This is a genomic window from Motilibacter peucedani, from assembly GCF_003634695.1.
GTDB lineage: Bacteria > Actinomycetota > Actinomycetes > Motilibacterales > Motilibacteraceae > Motilibacter > Motilibacter peucedani.
Genome location: NZ_RBWV01000009.1, coordinates 26,318 through 45,167 on the forward strand (window position 1 = coordinate 26,318; position 18,850 = coordinate 45,167).

Sequence of the window (18,850 nt, forward strand, 5' to 3'; positions counted from 1 at the left end):
GCGGCTCGCCCCTGTCTTCGACCGGTCTAGAAGCATTCCTTTCCGCTATACGTCTCCCTCCAGCGGCGTCCGCCGGCACCATTCGCGCGAAGGTGGCGACACATTTACGACTTTCGAGCGGTGGCATGTTGCCGAGCGGGACACGCCCGAGTAAGGGCCTTGAAGGACGCCTGCGCACTGGGCGCGGGCAGTCGTAGGTTGGCGCCGAAGACGGTTCCGCGTGGTAGCGGGCTGAAGCGGAATGGACCCCGGCGCTGCGCGACGAGCTAGTGTGTCTTGGTGCTTACGGCGCCACTCGGTGGCACTGCAGCCGTACGCCTGGCGAAAAACTCTGCTGAAGTATGAGGGATCTTGGAACTGTCTCGCCCCGGGTTCAGTGGAGGCTCTGAAGTGACGCGCCGACGGTAGTCGGCGCGGGGTTCTGCCGGTAGTAGTTGTCCTCGAACTCGGCCGGTGGGATGAGTCCGAGCTCGCCGTGGAGGCGTCGGTGGTTGTACCAGTCGATGTATTCGGCGACGGCGATCTCGAGGTCGTCGATGTTCTTCCACGGCCCCTTGTTGCGGACCAGCTCGGCCTTGAACAGCGAGTTGAACGCCTCGGCCAGCGCATTGTCGTACGAGTCGCCGGTCGAGCCGACGGACGCGACAGCACCGGCCTCGGCGAGCCGCTGGGTATAGCGCACCGCGAGATATTGGGCGCCCTTGTCGCTGTGATGCGTCAGACCGGTGAGGCCGCGCCCGGTGCGAGTGCGTGCCCAGATGCCCATCTCGAGGGCGTCGAGGGCGAGATCGGTGCGCAACGAGGTCGAGAGCTGCCAGCCGACGACCCGGCGCGAATGGACGTCGATGACGAACGCGGCGTAGGCCCAGCCGGCGAACGTGCGGCAGTAAGTGATGTCCGCGACCCACAGCTGGTCCGGGCCGTCGGCGGTGAACGAGCGCTGCACGAGGTCGGGGCGGGTGTCCGGCCCCGAGCCCGGGATCGTGGTGCGCGGGCCCTTCGCCCGGGTGATCCCGCGCAGCCCGGCGGCTCTCATCAGCCGCTCGACCGTGCACCGTGCCGCCAAGTGGCCCTGCCGGTGCAGCTCGGCGTGGACCTTGCGGGCGCCGTAGACGCCGAAGTTGTCCGCGTGGACCCGCGTGATGAGCGCGGTCGTGGCCGCGTCGCTCACCGCCCGCGCCGACGGCGGGCGGGTCTTGGCGGCGTAGTAGGTGCTCGGGGCGACCTGCAACGCAGTGCAGATCGGCTCGACCCCAAACTCGTCCTTGTGCGCGTCGATGTAGGCGACGCTCAACGCTGTGGGCGGTCGAGCTCCGCCGCGAAGAAAGCCGACGCGCTGCGCAGGATCGCGTTCGCCCGCCGGAGCTCCCGGTTCTCCCGCTCCAGCTCAGCCAGCCGCTGCGCGTCGCTGGTCGTGGTGCCTGGGCGCTCGCCGGCGTCGATCTCGGCCTGGCTGACCCAGTTCCGCAGCGTCTCAGGGTTGATCCCCAGCTGCTCACCGACCCTCTGCGGCGCCCCGCTCCGGGTCGCCGGATCACGCCGCAGGTCGACCGCCAACCGGGTTGCCCGCTCCCGGAGCTCATCCGGGTACTTCCTCGGTGCCGCCATGACTCTCATCCTCCCGTGGAATGAGAGCCTCCATCAGACCCGGGGCGAGACACGGTATCAGAGACGCCGACAGACAGGGAGAGCTGCGGCGAACCGCGGAATTCGTGCGCGGACGTCACGCGGCGCCGCGTGTAGGCGTCAAGTGGTCAAGCCATGCCCTCAGGTCTAGGTCGCTTCGGTCGACAACGTTGTCGACGATAATCACCTGGAGGGCGATGTGTGGACGCGCAAGCAGCAGGGTCAAGCGGACGGCCGGCCGGCCCCTCGGGACGTCGAGGCGCTTGAACGAGTGCTGCTCGCGTTCAGCACGGGCCTGTCGAGTGCGCAGGAGGCCCGTCAGAAGGGCACCGATGCGCTCGTCGAGTCCCTCGGTCTTGCCTACGGAGCTCGCTGGGTGCCCGCACCGAGCGGGCAGTACGAGCTCGCCTACGAGACCGGTGAGCTCACGCACGTGATGGCGTCGGCGGCTGGCGGAGCGCGTGTCCTCAGCCCGGACGCCGGCCTCCTCGGCGAGGCGCTCAGGACTCGCAAGCCGGTTGTCGTCGACTCCCCCGAGGCCGGCGCGCAGTGCTTGCGCTGGCGGGCCGCGCACGCGGCTGGAGCCCTCGAGGGCGCGGTCATCCCCATGTACGACGAGGGCGCCGTCGTCGGGGTCATCGAGTTCTACAGCCGCAGCCCGCTGCCGGCGTTCGGCAGCGACAAGTGGGAGGCGATCGGCCGCATCGCCTCGATGGCGCGCAAGCAGGCGATGGGCGCCGCTGCCCTGCAGGAGACCCTCGACGACCGGAAGGCCGTGACCACTGTCGTCGCCCAGGTCGGCGACGCGCTGGACGCAGCGTCGGCCCTGCGCGTCGCGCTCGAGACGGTGCGCAGCGCGTTCGGCTGGGCCTACGGGTCGTTCTGGCGGCTAGACGAGGCACACGGCGTCCTGCGCTTCGAGACCGAGTCGGGAACTGCCGGCGCCGAGTTCCGTGAGGTCACCCTGGCCGCGTCGTTCGCCGAAGGAGTCGGACTCTCGGGCCGGGCGTGGGCGGAGCGCGACCTCGTGTTCGTGCGCGACTTGGCTGAGGTCACCGACTGTGTGCGCGCCCCAGCCGCGCAGCGCGCCGGCGTGAAGTCCGGGGTCTGCTTCCCCGTCATGGACGGCGGTCGGGTCGTCGGGACGATGGACTTCTTCGCGACAGAGACCATCGAGCTGTCCGAGTCGCGGGCCGCTGCCCTGCGCAACGTCCAGCAGCTGGTGTCGCAGCGGCTGACCGTGCTGCGTCGTGCTGACACCGATGCGGAGAACGCCCGACTGCTCATGGAGACAGTCGCGGAGCTGCGCGCGGCGACCGAGGACGCCGGGCGAGTGGCGGCCACCGCTGGGCAGCGCGCCGGCGCCATGACCGACGAGGTCGCCGCGTTGGGCGTCGCGTCCGACGCGATCGCGGGCGTCATCAAGATCATTCGCGGCATCGCGGAGCAGACCAACCTCCTCGCCCTGAACGCGACCATCGAGGCTGCTCGGGCGGGTGAGGTCGGCAAGGGGTTCGCGGTCGTCGCCAACGAGGTCAAGGAGCTGGCGAGCGAGACAGCGGAAGCCACCCGCCAGGTGGCGAACCAGGTCGCGGCGATCCAGACCAGCAGCACTGCCGTCGCCTCGGGCATCCACGCCACCAGCCAGACCATCGGCGAGCTCGATGGTGTGCAGGCCCGCATCGCCGACGTGCTGCATCGACAGGTCAACATGGCGACCGCCTTCGAGCGGTAGCAGCGCGCCGTCCGCGCACCACCCGTGCGCGGTCAGTCCCCGTACGGGAACGGCAGCAGGCCGACCCTAGTGCGGCCGATGGCGCGCTGGCGGCACCGGTTCAGCCTGCGCGCGCGGTACGTGCACTCCGGGCGTCGGGTGGCCGGGGGTGACGCGCCAACATCGGCTGAGGCGATGTGCCTGCGGGCGCCGCTGAGCATCCCACGCCAAGCACGTTGACCCGCCCCGGGCGCACGGGCGATGGCGCCAGCCACTGGCAGATGGGAAGCACCCACGGCACCGATCTGGCCCTCGGCGACGAGGTGCGGCGACCGCCCACCGGTGGGGCCCCCGACGTCCCCGGCGGCCTCACGCACAGCTTCGCGACCGCGGCTTCATGGTCAGGGGAATCCTGAGGCGGGCACGGAGTCAAACGCGGGAGAACCTCACCCTGAAACACTCGACGGTCACACGAAGGTTTCCCGAGGCGGCACCGAATGTTGCCAGTGCAGACGGATCTCCGGGACCGGTGGTCGAGACGATGACGCTCGGACTCGCGGAGACTGACGCGCGGAGGAAGATGTGGTACTCGTGCTGCGCTCGGGCAGCGAAGCTGACCATTAGATCGTTCGCAGACCCCTGCTCGGTGCTTCCTGTGCCGTCGTCCGACCAGAGGGATTCTTCGGCATGGCCAACGACCGATGCTCCGCTGCCCTCCAGCGCCGTGAGCGTCAGCGCACAGTTGCCGTATCCACTCGAAGTGCCCCCGGTCTGGTGACCGCCCTCATAGGTGGCCGAGCAGGACACGGTGACGAGACCATGCCCAGTTGGCGCGAGAGCGACGCCCAGAGCCGCCGAGGCGCTCGCGTACGCCGACACGTCAGGGATAGAGAAGATCGTCAGGGCGCTCACGACGAGCTGGCCGCTATGACGGTCGGCCCTGGCGCTGGCCCAAGGTGAGATGGTCGGCCCAGACTGCTCGAAATCAAAGGGAGCTCGGAAGATCTCCTGATCGTCGCCGGCAGCAAGGTGCAGAGGCGGGCTGGTTGCGGCCGGTCGACTGGTCGAGCGCTTAGCCAAGCCGAGGGCGAACATGACGGCGGCTGAGTTGGAATCCGACATACTCCGGCGCTTCCCGCGCTGAACCCCGACAGGTTCCAAAAGGGCGCCCTGTTGGGTTCCCGGTGGTGATGGCGACTCGTTCACGGCCCGCCTCCCGTCGGTCGCTCCGGGGCTGACGAGGGCTCGTCCGCCGCGGCGAGGCCGAGCGCCGCCATCGCTTCGCCCGCACTGACCGACCGCAGCGTCTCCAACAGCACGGACGTGTCTTTGACGAGGCGGTATTCGACGACCGCCTCCCCGGCGGCCGTGCGTCGACCGGTGGCGCGTTCTTCGACGATGCCGACTCTCGGGAGCCACATCACCGTGTTTCCGTGCTCGTACCCGTCGCAGTCGCATGGTTCAATGACGCACACGCAGGGGTTCAGCGGCATATAGCCGCCTTGCATGAAGGGGTGGTCTTCGGGTGCCTCCAGCGCGACACCGAAGACGGCCGCCAACGTGCGTGTCGCTTGCTCGAACTGGCGGCTCTTCTGCTCGTCGTAGTTGACCATTGCAGCCTCGTCTTCGCGGGTGGCCCATCTCTCAGATTGCTTGGGCGACCGAGCCGGCCACGCCCCCGATCAACCCGCCCCAGACGGCGCCACCGACGAGCGAGAGTCCGGCTGTCTTCGGCGCTGCCGGCACCGCAAACTCTGTGCCGAGGATGGCGCCCACGATGGCGGTTTCTACGTCGGCGTGGGCGATGGGGCCGTCGCCCGTCTCGTCCGCCCGACCCTGTTGCTCTGCCAGTCGCGACTCGCGGGCCGTGCTGTCCATTGCGATGCGCAGGATGACCTCAACGACCGGGCTCACGCCCGTGTCCAGAGCCGACTGTGCCAACGAGCGAACAGACTCCGCGATCTGGGGATCTGTTGCCTCGACGTTGCCGACATGGTCATAGACCTGGTGCAACATGGCGACCTCCGGTTCTGAGATCAGCGGTGAGTCGCTGGCGTCGTCCACCCGCACCTCCCGCAACTGGTCGATGACCCCGTGCGCCCGCTCGATCCGTCCCTGACGGGGAAGGCGTCGGTAGTCGACGAGAGCCTCGAAGAAGCGCGCATGCAGGTCGCCAGCCGCTGACTCGATGCCGATCCGGTCATAGTGTTGAGCTTCGTTAGGCATGGTCTTCACCAGTCCTCTGCGGGGAATCTGCACAAGCCGCGAAGCCGGCCGATCAGTGGAGACAAGGCGCGGCAGGTGCCACGCTTCGTCCGTGATCAACAGCTTGACGATAGCGCGGAGCGCGGCGCGTGGACAGACCCACGGCGCCCTCGCCAACAGGGCTACGCGACGGGTGCTCGGACCGGCGGTCCAGGGCTGGCAGTCCAGGGCTGGCGGTCTAGGGCTGGCGGTCTAGGGTTGGCGCCACTGCTTCGCGCGGCGGCCTTCGGCCGCGTCCTCGGGGGTGCGGGCGATCGGCGCCTGGCGGGTCTCCGGCCGTTTGGTGCTGAGGACCCACTCCAGGATCGCGCGCCGTGCCGAGCGGGGGAAGCGGTCCCAGTGCTCCCGGGCCCCCGGCGCGGCGTTGAGAGCAGCAGCCAGGTCCTCGGGCTCGACCAGGTCCTCGACCTCGTCCAGCGCTGACCACGTTCCCGACGCCTGGGCCGCGGCGACAGCCGCCAGCCCGGCAGGCTGCATTAGGCCCGTCGCCGTCAGTCGCTCGACCCGCTCCTTGTTCGCCCGCGACCACCTGCTGGCCGGCTTGCGCGCAGTGACGAGCAGCGCGGAGCGGCGTTCGTCGACCGCCCGCGGCCGGGAGTCCACCCAGCCGGCGGCGAGTGCTTCCTCGACGACCTCGGCGTAGGGCACGTGCGGCCCGCCCGAGCCCTTCTTCCACGTCACCACCCACACGCCCGGCGTCTGCGCCCCGTGCCGGGTCAGCCACTCCGGCCACTGCGCCCGGCTCTCCACCAGCAGCTCCGCGTAGTCCGCGCTCATCCCGCCTCCCGGTGGACCTCCACCCCCGACCAGCACCTGAACCGACCGAGGGGACCCGCGACCCGACGAGCGGTACTGGGCAGTCATCGCCATCCTGGTCGTGGGATCCCTGGCAGTGCATAGTCGGATCTCCCGGGTACTCGAGCCGCAGCCAGCCGGCGATCTGCTGAGGCGACCACCGGTGCCCCAGTCTGTCCTGCACCACCCGCCGCAGCTCGACGTTGGCCACGAGCTTGCAGCGTTTCGGCCTCGCGGCCCGGGCCCAAGCGTCCTGATCCGCGCGGGCGGCCCGGTAGCGGCCGCGCCCGCCGTGACGAGCGACCTCACGACTCACCGTCGAGGGAGCCCGCCCCAACTCACCGGCAATCCGGCGCAGCGATTTCCCGGCCGCCAGCACGCGGGAAATATCCTCCCTTTCCTGGAGCTCTAATCGGTCTCGGGCGCGTTGCCGCGGCTCCGGCCGGACGCCGCCACAACGAATCAAATAGGCCCGCACCGTGCCCGGGCACAGTCCGAGCGAACGAGCTGCCGGCTTGGCAGCCATCCCGGATCGCAGACGCCGCCCACAGCGCGTCGATCGTCTCCGGTGTCCGCTTCTCGTAGTCACCATGCGGCACGACACCCTCCAGCCCTGGCGGATCCAACGAGTGTTGCGCTGACCCCCTGAGACCGCCGGCATGTCCGGATGCGCAAAGCCCGCTGGCGGGGTCTCGTGCACCTCAAGCTGAGACGGCGAACTCAGGGTCCGTCCAGCCAAGGTAGGGATCGTGCCAGGCGCTGGTGATCTGGTCGAGCGGCACTTCGCTGACTGTGCCGGCGCCGCCGATGTCGGTCGAGATGACCTGGCGATCGCCGGCGGAGAGAGCGACGTGGCCGGCCAAGCCGCCGTCCCAGAACACGAGCGCGCCGGCGGGTGGGTTCAGGTCGCCGGGGTGCTGGCTGTGCGACTCAAGCCAGAACTGGCGGGCGGTGTAGGGCGCGCCGACGCCGGAGTGCGCGAGGCCGTAGGCGCGGGCGACGAAGTTGAGGCAGCGGCGGTGCCACTGCGCCGGGCCGTCCTCTTGGGCAAGGGCCCAACGGATGGCGTCGGCGCAGCTGCGGGGCGGCGGGTGAGCGAGTGTGAAGGTGCAGTCGGCGACGGGAACGGTGCTGTAGCCGCCGAGCCCGTCGGAGCAGCCATCACCGCCGAGGTCTGCCGTGCGGGTGGGATCGCCGGCGATATCAGCGCCAAGGGCTGTGAGCACCATGGTGCTGATGCCTGTCAGGCCGGCAGCGGTGTAGCGGCCGGCTGCCATCCAATCGGGGCGGGCTTGGACGGCGGTGGCGACGTCCACCAGCTGCAGCTGCGCATGCGCTGCGGCGGCCGCACGCAGGGCGGCGGTGAGTTCCCGGTTGGTCGGGGTGGTGAGCCAGTAGGTGCTGCGTCTGTCGCCGGCCAGCGAAAGCACAGCGTTGACCTCGGCGGTAGCAGCCGCCGCGCTGGTGGGGGCGTCGCTGCCACCGAGCGTGACGAGCAGGCTGCCGGGCAGGTCGACGGATCGCGATTGCAGGTCGGCGATGCCACTAGGGGTCGTGCGCCCGCGTGCTGCGGTCGTCACGACCGCACCGCCCAGATAGGTGGCGGGGAGGTGGTCGGCGAGCTGGAGGAGGAGCCCCTCTCCTTCGGCCAGCAAACCTGGCGCGTCGGCGACACCCGCCTGTCCGTCGCCCGGCTGGTCGGGGCGACCGAGCAGGCCGTTGACGATGCGGGTCGCTTCGGTCTGCCAGCGCGCGTAGGCGTCGGGCGTGGCGCTGACCTGAACGGCCTGCGCAGCGTCCGTGACGGGCAGCGCGGGCCAGCCGTCGACCCGAGCGAGCCGGTCGAGGAAGGCGCCGGCCGCGTACCCGACGTCCATGCGTTGTGCGACGGTGCCCCAGCCGGCGCGCTGCTGAAACAACCCGACCGAGTCGGCGTCGCCGGCCGCGACGGCGTCATGCGGGTAGGTGAGCGATTCGGGCACCGCCTGGGAGGCGAGGTTGCGCAGGCCGGACTCTTGCAGCGCAGCGGCGAGGGCGACAACCGCGGCGCGGCTGGGCAGGCGCCTGGAGACGACCGCCCGGACGACGGCGGTGGCGTCCGCCGCCTGAGCGGAGTCCAGCTGCAGATCGGGTGGGACGGTGCCGATCACGGCGACGCCAGGAGGGAGGCAGGCGACCGCCGCGGCGTCGACCGAGGTGACCACGACGACGGTCAGCAGCGCGAGCACCGTGACGAGCGCCGCCGCGACAGCACTGACGAGCCGGGAGCTCACAGTGCCCGCAGAGCCGGCGCGCCGGCGTCCGGTGCGTGGACGTCGACAAGTGGCGTGCGCTGGTCGAGCAGCTGACAGGCGCGGCGGATCACCGTGGCCCGAGTGAGCGCGAGCCCTTCGGCGCGCAGCTGAGCCCGCGCCTCCACCTGGAGCCGCACCCGCAGACCGTCCGTGTCGTCCAGGCGCGCCTCGAGCTCCCCGAGCGCGGTCTCGTCGCCCTCGGGCGGGGCGGCTGTAGTCGGCGGCGCTGTCCACCAGGGGCCGGCTTCGGCGAGGCGCATCGGTGAGCGGGTGGCGGGATCGGCGGCGACGGCGAGCAGTGCCGGGACGACCCGGTCGGCGGGGTGCCCGCGGTGCACGACCGCGAGTTGGATCGCGGGCAGCAGCCCCGCTGCGGTCCAGCGGGACGTCGAGCAGCCGGCCGCCCGGCGGGCGCCGGCGCACTCGGCGGCGAGCGCCGCCAGGTCGCTGATGCCGCACGCGATGAGCAGCGCCGCGCCGGGCGACCGGTGCGGTGTCGTGGGGGTGGAGGGGGGTGTCTCGGTAGAGGTCTCTGGGTTGGGCGGCACATCTGCGGCCACCCTCGCCGCGGATCTGCGGCCAGGGGTAGCCGTGACGGTGCGGCCACCCTGCGGCAGCCGTGACGGGGTAGCCGCACCGGTGCGGCCACCCTGCGGCAGCCGTGACGGGGTAGCCGCAGAACTGCGGCCACCTCCTGACCTGCCCCTTTCCGGCGCAGCGAGCCCTGGGTTGCTGGTGCGGAGGTGGTAGCGGTTGGTCAGGTTCTGCCGCCCGTCGTGCCGGCGCTCGACCCGGACCACGAGGGCGCTCTCCAGTTCGCGCATCGCCCGGTCGACCGAGTCGACCGAGCGATGCAGCCGAGCGGCGAGCAGCCGCCGGGAGGGCATGCGGCAGCCGGAGCTGCCGCCGTAGCGGAGCAGCAGCACGTAGAGCCGGAACGCGGCATCGGAAAGCTCGCCGTCGATCACCCACTCCGGCACGATCGCGAACCGCTGCTCCTCGACGACCAGGCTGCCATCGTCACCGACCCCGTCAGCAAGCTTGGCGGCACTCATGACGCGGCCGGTGTCGGCACCTCGAGGTGCGCGACGTGCAGGCCGGGGGCGGTGCGCCCACGAATGCCTTGCCAGTGCCAGCGGCACAGGTAGACGTGCGCGCCGTAGCGGTTGGACAGCAGCACGGCGGCCGCCTCAGGACAGGACGAGGCCTCGCAGTGATGCACGGATGCGGCCATGGAACGGGCTCCTCAGCAGGGCAGGAGGAAGCGCCGCGGCGGCCCCGTCGAGGTGAGACGGGCCGTCCGGCATGCGGAGCGGTGCGCTAGCAGCGCGCTAGCAACCGCCGCGGACCTGCACGCAAGTACCGCTACAGGCGGCACTCGACTGACAGGGCGTCTGCACATCACCGCAGGTCAGGGACGTGTGGGCGTCAGTCGTCATCAGCCGTACCGACGTCACTCTGCCTTGTAATCGGGCGGTTAGGGGTTCAAGTCCCCTCGTCGGCCCTACGCGCGGTTGCGCCATCTGCTCGAACGCCCCGGCTCCGGGCTCAGGCTCCGGGCGCAGGTGCCGATACAACCCCGCATGAGCGGTACCGCGGTCATCGCGACACCCCGAGCCGCCGGCCTGTGCTCGGCCAGTCTCTGCACGGTCATGTGCGCCACCCTCTGCACCGCCCTGCTCGTGGGCGCCACCACCCATGCCGCGGCAGCTGCGGCCACTGCGAGCGTCTCGGCGGGGGCCCTGCTCGTGACCCTGGAGCTCACCCGCTCCATCCCCGCGTGGATGCGGCCTCGGCGAACGCGCTGCCGCCAGGGCATCAGCGACACGACCATCGGCCTGCTCGCCGGCTCGGGACCCGGCTGGATCGTGCTCGCCGCCACTACCCACGCGACTCCGGCAGCAGCGGCCAGCAGCGTCTGGTTCGTGCTCCACCTGGCCCTCTGGCGCGAGGTGCACCGCATCGACCCGCGGTGCCTCAAGCCCACGCTCAGCGCCGCGGCGGCCTCCGGCGCCACCGTCGCCGCCGCGTGGGCGGCCGGAGCTGCCGTCCACCACGCGGCCATGGTCACCGGAGGAGCCATCGGCGCCATCACCCTCGCCTGCACCGCCCTGGCCGTCAAGGCCGCCTTCCGGGCCCCGACGACCACCGGCCTGAGCGCCACTGCGCTCGCCGTCGGCACCCTCGAAGGCGCTGTCTACCTCGCCGGCGGCGCCGGCCTCGGAGGCGTCCTGCCGGCCGGCACGCTCTCCGTCGGCTACCTGCTCTTCGGGCTCATGGCGCTGGCTACCAACGGGCTGCGGCTCGCCCGGGTCGGCCTGCAGACCACGAGGACAGGGCTCTCCAGCGTCGTCAGGGTCGCAGGCCTGATCCTCCGCTGACGGTGATGTTCTCGCCGGTGATGTAGCCGGCTGCATCGGAGGCGAGGAAGGCCACGACCTCAGCGACGTCGCGGGCGCTGGCAAGCCGTCCGAAGGGGATGTTCGCTGCGTAGCTGGCGAGGGCGGCCTCGAGGGCGTCCGGCGCGAGTCCTGACTTCGCCCATATCCCGGTGCGGACGGCGCCGGGACTGACGGCGTTGACCCGGATGCGCCGGGGCGCCAGCTCCAGGGCGAGTGAGGGCACCATGGCCAGCAGGGCGCCTCGGCTCCCAGCCGTCGCGGCGCCACCCACGACACCTCGTGCCGCTCCCAGGCCGACCGTCACGATGACCGAGGCACCGTCGCGCAGCAGCGGCAACGTCCTTGCCAGGGTGAAGAACGCGCTCTTGGTGTTGACGGCGAACAGCTCGTCGTAGACCGCCTCGTCGAAGCTCTCGGTCGGTCCGGGACGTGTGATGCCGGCGTTCAGGAAGAGCACGTCAAGGGTCCCCAGCCGCTGCTGCACCAGCTCGACCAAGGACTCCAGGCAGGGCATAGAGGCGGCGTCAGAGCGCACGACCTCGATGCCCTCTGGCAGCGACGATCGTGCGGTTGCGACGGACGAAGGATCCCGCCCGGTGACGATGACGCGGTGACCGCGCCCGTGAAGCAGCTCGGCGGTGGCCCGGCCGATCCCGGTGGTGCCGCCGGTGATGAGGGCTGTCGGTGTGGGCATGGGTGAAGCGTGCTGCCGTGCGCGAGCAGCCGTCCAATGAAAGGTTCGCACTGGGCAATGCGTGCGACGCATCGCTGCAGGTCACGTCTACGCTGAGCGGGTGACTGAGCAGGCGGCCAACTCCACGCAGCTGGACCTGCGGCTCGTCGAGTCGTTCATGGCGCTCGCACGTCACCGCCACTTCGGGCGGGCCGCTGACGCGGTCCACACCACCCAGCCGTCCCTGAGCCGGCAGATCCGGCGGTTGGAGCACCAGGTCGGCGTCCGCCTGGTCGAGCGCAGCTCGCGCGGGGCCGAGCTCACCGAGGCCGGTTCGGCGTTCCTGCCGCTGGCGTCCGCACTCCTGCAGCGCGCCCGGCACGCCGTAGCGCAGGCGAGGGCAGCGACGCAGCCCGCTCGGACCACCATCGGCGTCACCACGAACCTGATCGTCACGCCAGCCGTCCGCCACCTGCGCCAGTGCCACCCCGACGCCGACGTGCAGGTGGTGCACCTGCCGTGGGACCAGCCGCGCGCAGCGCTGGTCGACCACCGGGTCGACGCCGTCGTGACACGGCTCCCGCTGACGGGTCCGACGCCGCACGAGCAGGAGACCAGCGACGGGCTCCTGGTGACCGTGCTCCACGCCGAACCGCGAGTGCTGATGGTCCCGGTCGACCACCGCCTGGCGGGCCGGCAGTTCGTCACCTTCGACGACATCGCCGACGAGCCGATGCCTCGGGTGCACGACGCCGAGTGGAACGCCTTCTGGCGCGTCGATCCGCGCCCCGACGGCCGGCCCGCACCCGACGGGCCGTTGATCGAGCAGGTGGAGGACAAGGTCGAGCTAGTCGCCTCCGGTCAGGCCGTCACGATCATCCCGAGCGGCGAGCACCTCGGCAGGCTGCGCCCCGACCTCCGCACCGTCCCCCTCCAGGGTGCAGAGCCCAGCCACGTCGTGCTGGTCACGCGCGCCGGCGACCCGAGTCCGCTGGTGGACGCTCTCCGGAGCATCGCCCCGAGGTACCTCCGCTGACCGCGAGCCAACAGGCGCACGCTCAAACGTTGAAGCACCTGACACGAGGGACATCCGCACAGAGCCCTCGATCGAGGACCCACCAAGGCGACCACGCCGGATAACGAACTCATAACGCCACTTGACGCCCCCGCGGATCGCGGCCACAGTCGTGCTCAATCGTTACAGCGGAGAAGAGGTCGACATGCCGCAGGGGTCGCAGCCGCGCCGCGTGACGCTGCGCGACATCGCCGAGCGCGCCGGCGTCTCGGTGAGCGCGGTCTCCATGGCCCTGGCCGACCACGAACGCATCGGCGCGGGCACGAAGGAGGAGATCCGCGCCGTCGCGCAGGAGCTCGGCTACGTCACGAACTCCGCCGCCCGAGCCCTGCGCGGGCAGCGCTCCGGCACGCTCGCCCTGGTCGTGCCCGCGACGGGCCAGCACGTGTTCGGCCACCCGTACTTCATGCACCTGCTCGACGGCGTGAACGAGGTGGTCAACGAGGTCGACGGCACCCTGCTCATCTCGACCAACCCCGACGAGCGGCACGGGGTGGCCGCCTACGAGCGCGTGCTCCGGTCACGGGCAGCCGACGGTGCCATCGTCGCATCGGCCGCGGCGAACGACGCGAACGTGCTGCGGTTGCTGGACTCCGGCGTGCCCGTCGTGCTCATCGGGCGGTTCCCGCGCATCGACGACGCCGTCACCGTAGGACTCGCCGACGTCGAGGGCGCGCGGACGGCGACCGAGCACCTCCTCTCGCACGGGTCGAAGCGGGTCGCGCACATCGCAGGTCCGCGCAACCACCAGACGACGACTGACCGCATCGCCGGGTTCCGCTCGGCGCACGTCGCCCACGGCGTCACCGCGAAGCCGCCCGTGGTGCACGGTGACTTCGGCGAGGAGTCCGGTCGCGCGGCCGCCGCTCGCCTGCTCGACCAGTTCCCCGACCTCGACGCGATCTTCGCCGCCAACGACGAGATGGCCTTCGGCGCACTGTGCGAGCTGCGCTCACGGGGGCTCGACGCCCCCGGGAACGTGCGACTGGTGGGCTACGACGACTTCGGCGTCTCCCGCCTGACGACCCCGGCCCTGACGACCGTCACCGTGCCGGCCGCCGAGGTCGGGCGCCGCGCGGCGCGTCGCCTGCTCCAGCTCATCGACGGTTCTGTGCCCGAGCCCCGGCACGAGACCCTGCCGGTCCATCTCACCACCAGGCAGTCCTGCGGCTGCTGACCTCCAGAGGCTCTGACAAGCCACCTAGCACCACTGACGCTCGAGAGCGCCAGAGCTCGACCACCCGCGCCGCGGTCCCGCGGCCGCGTCGCCCTGCCTGCTCCGTCCCAGGTCCGTCAAGGAGGACACCTCATGCCAGTCCCGCTCCCTCGTACGCTGCGGTTCGCCGCCGCCGTCGCTGCTCTCTGCACCCTCGCCGCGTGCGGCGGTGGGAGCTCGACGTCGTCCGCCAGCAGCAGCTCGGGCGGTGTCGTCAAGCTCCAGCTGCTCACGGGCTTCACCGGGCCCGACCGGCCTTCCTACGAAGCGCTGGTGAAGAGCTGGAACGACTCCCACCCGAACATCCAGGTCACCATGGACGCCCAGCCGTGGGCCGCCATCGGCCAGAAGCTGCCGCAGTCCTGGGCGACGGGCCAGGGGCCTGACCTGGCGACCCCGAGCTCGGACCCGGCGGCAGTGTTCCAGTACATCAAGACGAACTCGGTCGAGCCGCTCGACAGTGCCGTCGGCACGGGCGACGGCAAGATCGACTCGAGCGCCTTCCCGGAGGCGGTCACCAAGGCCTTCACCGTCGACGGCAAGCTCTACGCCGCGCCGGCCAATCTCGCCACGCTGGTGCTCTACTACAACAAGGACCTGCTGCAGAAGGCCGGGATCACCGCGCCCCCGGCCACGCAGGCGGACTTCATCGCCGACATCATGAAGACCACCCTCCCTGCCGGCTCCACGACGCCGACGCAGTACGGCATCAGCCTCGCCGACCACGCCACCATCCAGATGTGGCCGATCCTGCAGTGGATGAACGGCGGCGACGTGGTCGACTCCAAGGGCTGCGCCACGGTCGACAGCGCGGCGAGCGTCGCCGCCCTCACCCAGTGGGCCGACCTGGTACGCAAGGACCACGTCAGCCCCGTGGGTCAGACGGGCGCCGACGCCGACACGCTCTTCTCCTCCAAGAAGGCGGCCTTCGAGATCAACGGCCCGTGGGCCGCGGCCGGCTTCCGCAGCGCCGGCATCGACCTCGGCATCGCGCAGGTCCCGACCGGCAGCGCCGGGGCCGTCACGCTCGGCTCCACGGTCCCGCTGATGGTCGCGAAGTCCAGCAAGCACAAGGCCGAGGCCGAGCAGTTCCTGGCCTACTGGACCGGCAAGACCGCGCAGACCGACTTCTCCAAGGCCAGCGGCTTCCCGCCCGTCCGCACCGACCTCGCGTCCGCCGTCACAGGTGACGCCAAGACCTTCGCCGACGCCCTCCCCAGCGCCAAGCTCTACCTCGCGGGGCTCGCCACGGGCACCAAGGTCGACAACGACGTCTACGTGCCCATGATCGGCAAGATCACTCGTGGCACCGACGTCGCCAAGGCGACCGCCGACGCGGCGAAGCAGATCAACGCCATCACCGGCTGCCAGGCCTGACCTACCGAGGCTCGTCCAGAGGGAGCGACATGACCACCCTGCCAGCGCCACCGGGCACACGGGCCCGGCGAGGCCGGCGGTGGAACCCCGCCTACGCGTTCGTCGCGCCCAGCGTGGTCCTCATCGCCGTCTTCATCCTCGAGCCCATCGTCCAGTCGGCGTGGATGAGCCTGCACGACTGGTCCGTCGGCGAGGCCAGTCACAAGATGCGCGGCCTGGGCAACTACTCGGACCTGCTGCACGACAGCAGGTTCTGGAACGCGCTCAAGGTCACGCTGCTCTTCACCGCGGGCACCGCCGTGGGCCAGGTCGCGCTCGGCCTGGCCCTGGCGGAGGCGTTGCGCCGCACGACGTGGTTCACCTCGCTGCTGCGTACGGCGTTCTTCTTCCCGTTCATCGCCTCCATGGCGGTGGTCGGCATCGTGTGGCGGTTCCTGCTCGACCCGCAGGTCGGCCTCGTCGACGCCTGGCTGGGCCACGTGGGGCTCGGCCACCCGCAGTGGCTGCAGTCCACCTCCCTCGCGCTGCCCACCCTCGTCGTCGTCGGCATCTGGAAGGGCTTCGGGTTCACGATGATCGTGCTGCTCGCGGCCATCCAGGCGATCCCCGAGCACCTCTACGAAGCTGCCCGCCTCGACGGTGCGGGACGGGCGGCGCAGTTCCGCCACGTGACCCTGCCGGGGATGCGGCAAGCCACTCTGTTCGTGACGGTGATCGCCACGATCACCGGCCTGCAGCTCTTCGACCTGTCCTACGTCATGACCGGCGGCGGGCCCGTCTTCCACACGGAGTCCGTCGTGCAGTACCTCTACCAGCGGGGCTTCGTGGACTTCTCCCTCGGCTACGCCAGTGCGGTCGCCTGGGTGCTCACCCTCGTGATCTTCGCGGTGGCCCTGCTCCAGCTGCGCATCCTGAGGTACAGCGATGTCGACTGACCTCGCCCGCCCCGCGACCCGGCCGGAGGCGGGGCGCACGGTCGACGGGCCGCGCAGGCACCACGGCGTACGTCTCGCCTCCCGCGTCGCCTCGGCGGCCGCTGCCGTCGTCCTCGTCGTGGCGGCGGTGGCGACCCTCCTGCCGTTCCTCTGGATGCTCGGCGTGGCGTTCCGCACGTCGGCCGACCTCTACGCCCACCCGGCGTCGATCGTGCCGACCGCCTGGTCGCTCGACGGGTTCCGCGCGGTCTACGACCAGCTGCCGTTCGGCCGGCTGGTGCTCAACACGTTCGTCTTCGCCGGCGGCGCGACGCTGCTGCTGCTGTTCTTCGACTCGCTGACGGCCTACGCGCTGGCACGCCTGGAGTTCCGCGGGCGGAACGCTCTGTTCGTGCTGATCCTCGCCACCCTCATGGTGCCGTTCCAGGTCACGATCATCCCGGTCTTCCTCACCCTGTTCCACCTCGGGTGGCTCAACACCGAGCAGGGCCTGATCGTCCCGCGGGCCACGAGCGCCCTCGGCATCTTCATGCTGCGGCAGTTCTTCATGCAGCTGCCACGCGAGCTCGACGAGGCGGCTCGGATCGATGGTGCCGGCGCCTGGACGATCTACTGGCGGATCGTCCTGCCCCTGTCGAAGCCGGCGCTCGCGTCCCTGTTCGTCATCCAGTTCGCGGCGCTCTGGAACGACTTCCTGTGGCCGCTGGTCGTCACCAGCGACATCTCCAAGCGCACGCTGCCCTCCGCGCTCACGCTGTTCTCCAGCCAGGACGGCGTCGACCACGCAGCGCTGATGGCCGGTGCCGCGATCTCTCTCAGCCCGCTCGCCATCGCCTTCCTGCTGGCCCAGCGGTTCTTCGTCCAGGGCGTCGCAGCGTCGGGCATCAAGTGAGCTCGCCTGCAATACCCGCCCGCCCGACCGTCCTGCAACCGGAGCACCCGTGATCCCCTGCCGCGTCACCGTCGACCCCGCCTTCGCGGTGGGCGAGGTCCCCCGCCGTCTGTTCGGCTCCTTCGTCGAGCACATGGGCCGCTGCGTCTACGGCGGCATCTACGACCCCGCCCACCAGGAGGCCGACACCGACGGCTACCGCGCCGACGTGCTCAAGCTGACCCGCGACCTCGGCGTCACGCTGGTGCGCTACCCGGGCGGCAACTTCGTCTCGGGCTACCGCTGGGAGGACGGCGTCGGTCCCGTGGACCAGCGGCCCGAGCGGCTCAACCTCGCCTGGCACAGCACCGAGCCGAACGCCTTCGGGCTCCACGAGTTCGTGTCCTGGGCGCGGCAGGCCGACGTCGAGCCGATGATGGCCGTCAACCTCGGCACCCGTGGCATCGAGGACGCGTGCAACCTGCTGGAGTACGCGAACCACCCCCGTGGCACGGCCTGGTCCGACCTGCGGGCCCGCAACGGCTCCCCCGAGCCCTTCGACATCCGGCTGTGGTGCCTCGGCAACGAGATGGACGGACCCTGGCAGATCGGCTACAAGTCCGCCGACGACTACGGCCGGCTGGCCGCGCAGACCGGCAAGGCGATGCGTGCGATCGACCCGACCATCGAGCTCGTCGCCTGCGGCAGCTCCACCCCCCACATGCCGACGTTCGGCCAGTGGGAGGCGACCGTCCTCGAGCACACCTACGACGTGGTCGACTACATCTCCCTGCACGCCTACTTCAAGAACGACCCGGCGGACCGCGGAGGCTGGCTGGCCTCCGCCTGCGCGATGGACGAGTTCATCGACGGAGTGATCGCGACCGCCGACCACATCGGTGCCAAGAAGCGTTCGCGCCGCCGGCTCAAGGTCAGCTTCGACGAGTGGAACGTCTGGTACGACGGTCGCACCCCCGGCACGACCGAGGAGTGGGTGCCGGGTCCCCGCCTCATCGAGGAGGACTACGACGTCGAGGACGCCGTGGTCGTCGGCAGTCTGCTCATGAGCCTGCTGCGGCACGCCGACCGCGTCGGGGTCGCCGCGCTCGCCCAGCTGGTCAACGTCATCGCGCCGATCCGCGCCGAGCCGGACACGCCTGCGTGGCGGCAGACCACCTTCTTCCCGTTCGCGCTCACTGCCCGCTGGGCGCAGGGCACCGTGCTCGAGACCCGTCCCCAGGTCGCGACGGTCCCGACGAGGGAGCTCGGTGACGTGCCGGCGGCCGACGTGGTCGTCGTGCACGACGCCGCCCGTGACGGGCTGACCGTCTTCGCGCTCAACCGCCACCAGGAGCAGGTCGTGGACCTCCGCATGGACCTGCGCGCCTTCGGGCCGCTCGCCGTCACCCACCACCTGCTGCTCGGCGGCTCCGGCCTGGACGACAGCAACACCCGCGCGACCCCCGAGCGCGTCGCTCCGCGCAGCGCCCTGGGCACGGGCGAGGGCAGCCGGCGCGACGGGGACGACCTCTGCGTACCGCTGCCGCCGGTCTCCTGGAGCGTCCTGCGGCTGGAGCGCGACGCCTAGCGCCGGCCGTCCGAGCACA

Annotated in this window: 16 protein-coding genes, 2 pseudogenes and 1 other annotated feature; of the genes and pseudogenes, 8 read left to right on the top strand and 10 right to left on the bottom strand. The window is 70.9% G+C overall.

Annotated features, from left to right (window positions below):
- Window positions 1-45 precede the first annotated feature (45 nt).
- Both CLV35_RS20940 and CLV35_RS01650 read right to left on the bottom strand, forming a co-directional pair.
- Window positions 46-351, bottom strand: a pseudogene (locus CLV35_RS20940) (helix-turn-helix transcriptional regulator); the annotation flags it as partial.
- A 22-nt stretch (window positions 352-373) separates the two neighbouring features.
- A protein-coding gene (locus CLV35_RS01650; RefSeq protein ID WP_231121309.1) for an IS3 family transposase occupies window positions 374-1,608 on the bottom strand; the annotation gives its coding sequence in 2 pieces (ribosomal slippage) (window positions 374-1,329 and window positions 1,329-1,608; 1,236 coding nt in all).
- Window positions 1,217-1,330 (bottom strand) — a sequence feature (AL1L pseudoknot). (Overlaps the previous gene by 114 nt.)
- A 289-nt stretch (window positions 1,609-1,897) precedes the next feature.
- Here CLV35_RS01650 and CLV35_RS20710 point away from each other — a divergent pair.
- Window positions 1,898-3,361 carry a GAF domain-containing protein gene (locus CLV35_RS20710; protein ID WP_269203873.1) on the top strand — a complete coding sequence of 488 codons (1,464 nt, stop codon included), beginning with the start codon at window positions 1,898-1,900 and terminating at the stop codon, window positions 3,359-3,361.
- 1,181 nt (window positions 3,362-4,542) lie between these two features.
- Here CLV35_RS20710 and CLV35_RS01665 read toward each other — a convergent pair.
- The 7 genes and pseudogenes from CLV35_RS01665 to CLV35_RS01695 all read right to left on the bottom strand — a co-directional run bounded on the left by CLV35_RS01665 (window position 4,543) and on the right by CLV35_RS01695 (window position 9,928).
- Complete coding sequence (locus CLV35_RS01665) at window positions 4,543-4,953, bottom strand: hypothetical protein (protein WP_121191697.1); 411 nt, start codon at window positions 4,951-4,953, stop codon at window positions 4,543-4,545.
- Between the two features lie 31 nt (window positions 4,954-4,984).
- Entirely contained in the window at window positions 4,985-5,665 is a 681-nt protein-coding gene (locus CLV35_RS01670; protein WP_147431841.1) for a hypothetical protein, read from the bottom strand.
- A gap of 132 nt (window positions 5,666-5,797) precedes the next feature.
- The gene (locus CLV35_RS01675) at window positions 5,798-6,382 is read right to left on the bottom strand and encodes a YdeI/OmpD-associated family protein (protein ID WP_121191699.1); all 585 of its coding nucleotides are present in this window, start codon (window positions 6,380-6,382) and stop codon (window positions 5,798-5,800) included.
- Window positions 6,383-6,509: 127 nt separating this feature from the next.
- Window positions 6,510-6,999 (bottom strand): annotated as a pseudogene (locus tag CLV35_RS21055) (transposase); the annotation flags it as partial.
- Between the two features lie 102 nt (window positions 7,000-7,101).
- Window positions 7,102-8,673: a hypothetical protein gene (locus CLV35_RS01685; RefSeq protein WP_121191700.1), complete on the bottom strand. Its 1,572-nt coding sequence runs from the start codon at window positions 8,671-8,673 to the stop codon at window positions 7,102-7,104.
- Entirely contained in the window at window positions 8,670-9,749 is a 1,080-nt protein-coding gene (locus CLV35_RS01690; RefSeq protein WP_121191701.1) for a helix-turn-helix domain-containing protein, read from the bottom strand. Before CLV35_RS01690 ends, CLV35_RS01685 begins: the two co-directional genes overlap by 4 nt.
- Window positions 9,746-9,928: a hypothetical protein gene (locus CLV35_RS01695; protein WP_121191702.1), complete on the bottom strand. Its 183-nt coding sequence runs from the start codon at window positions 9,926-9,928 to the stop codon at window positions 9,746-9,748. Before CLV35_RS01695 ends, CLV35_RS01690 begins: the two co-directional genes overlap by 4 nt.
- A 349-nt stretch (window positions 9,929-10,277) precedes the next feature.
- Here CLV35_RS01695 and CLV35_RS01700 point away from each other — a divergent pair, with 349 nt between their 5' ends.
- Entirely contained in the window at window positions 10,278-11,075 is a 798-nt protein-coding gene (locus CLV35_RS01700; protein ID WP_121191703.1) for a hypothetical protein, read from the top strand.
- Here CLV35_RS01700 and CLV35_RS01705 read toward each other — a convergent pair.
- The gene (locus tag CLV35_RS01705; RefSeq protein WP_121191704.1) at window positions 11,047-11,790 is read right to left on the bottom strand and encodes an SDR family oxidoreductase; all 744 of its coding nucleotides are present in this window, start codon (window positions 11,788-11,790) and stop codon (window positions 11,047-11,049) included. The genes CLV35_RS01700 and CLV35_RS01705 overlap by 29 nt on opposite strands.
- 100 nt (window positions 11,791-11,890) lie before the next feature.
- Here CLV35_RS01705 and CLV35_RS01710 point away from each other — a divergent pair, with 100 nt between their 5' ends.
- The 6 genes from CLV35_RS01710 (at window position 11,891) to arfA (ending at window position 18,831) form a co-directional block, all read left to right on the top strand.
- On the top strand, window positions 11,891-12,805 hold the full coding sequence (locus CLV35_RS01710) for a LysR family transcriptional regulator (protein ID WP_121191705.1): 915 nt from the start codon (window positions 11,891-11,893) through the stop codon (window positions 12,803-12,805).
- A gap of 184 nt (window positions 12,806-12,989) precedes the next feature.
- Window positions 12,990-14,021 carry a LacI family DNA-binding transcriptional regulator gene (locus CLV35_RS01715; protein ID WP_121191706.1) on the top strand — a complete coding sequence of 344 codons (1,032 nt, stop codon included), beginning with the start codon at window positions 12,990-12,992 and terminating at the stop codon, window positions 14,019-14,021.
- Between the two features lie 132 nt (window positions 14,022-14,153).
- The gene (locus CLV35_RS01720) at window positions 14,154-15,437 is read left to right on the top strand and encodes an ABC transporter substrate-binding protein (protein WP_121191707.1); all 1,284 of its coding nucleotides are present in this window, start codon (window positions 14,154-14,156) and stop codon (window positions 15,435-15,437) included.
- 29 nt (window positions 15,438-15,466) lie between these two features.
- Window positions 15,467-16,372 (top strand): carbohydrate ABC transporter permease, encoded by a 906-nt coding sequence (locus CLV35_RS01725; protein WP_121191708.1) that lies wholly within the window; start codon window positions 15,467-15,469, stop codon window positions 16,370-16,372.
- Window positions 16,362-17,264: a carbohydrate ABC transporter permease gene (locus CLV35_RS01730; RefSeq protein ID WP_121191709.1), complete on the top strand. Its 903-nt coding sequence runs from the start codon at window positions 16,362-16,364 to the stop codon at window positions 17,262-17,264. The genes CLV35_RS01725 and CLV35_RS01730 overlap by 11 nt, the downstream gene beginning before the upstream one ends.
- Before the next feature lie 49 nt (window positions 17,265-17,313).
- Complete coding sequence (gene arfA, locus CLV35_RS01735; RefSeq protein WP_231121312.1) at window positions 17,314-18,831, top strand: arabinosylfuranosidase ArfA; 1,518 nt, start codon at window positions 17,314-17,316, stop codon at window positions 18,829-18,831.
- Window positions 18,832-18,850: the final 19 nt, after the last annotated feature.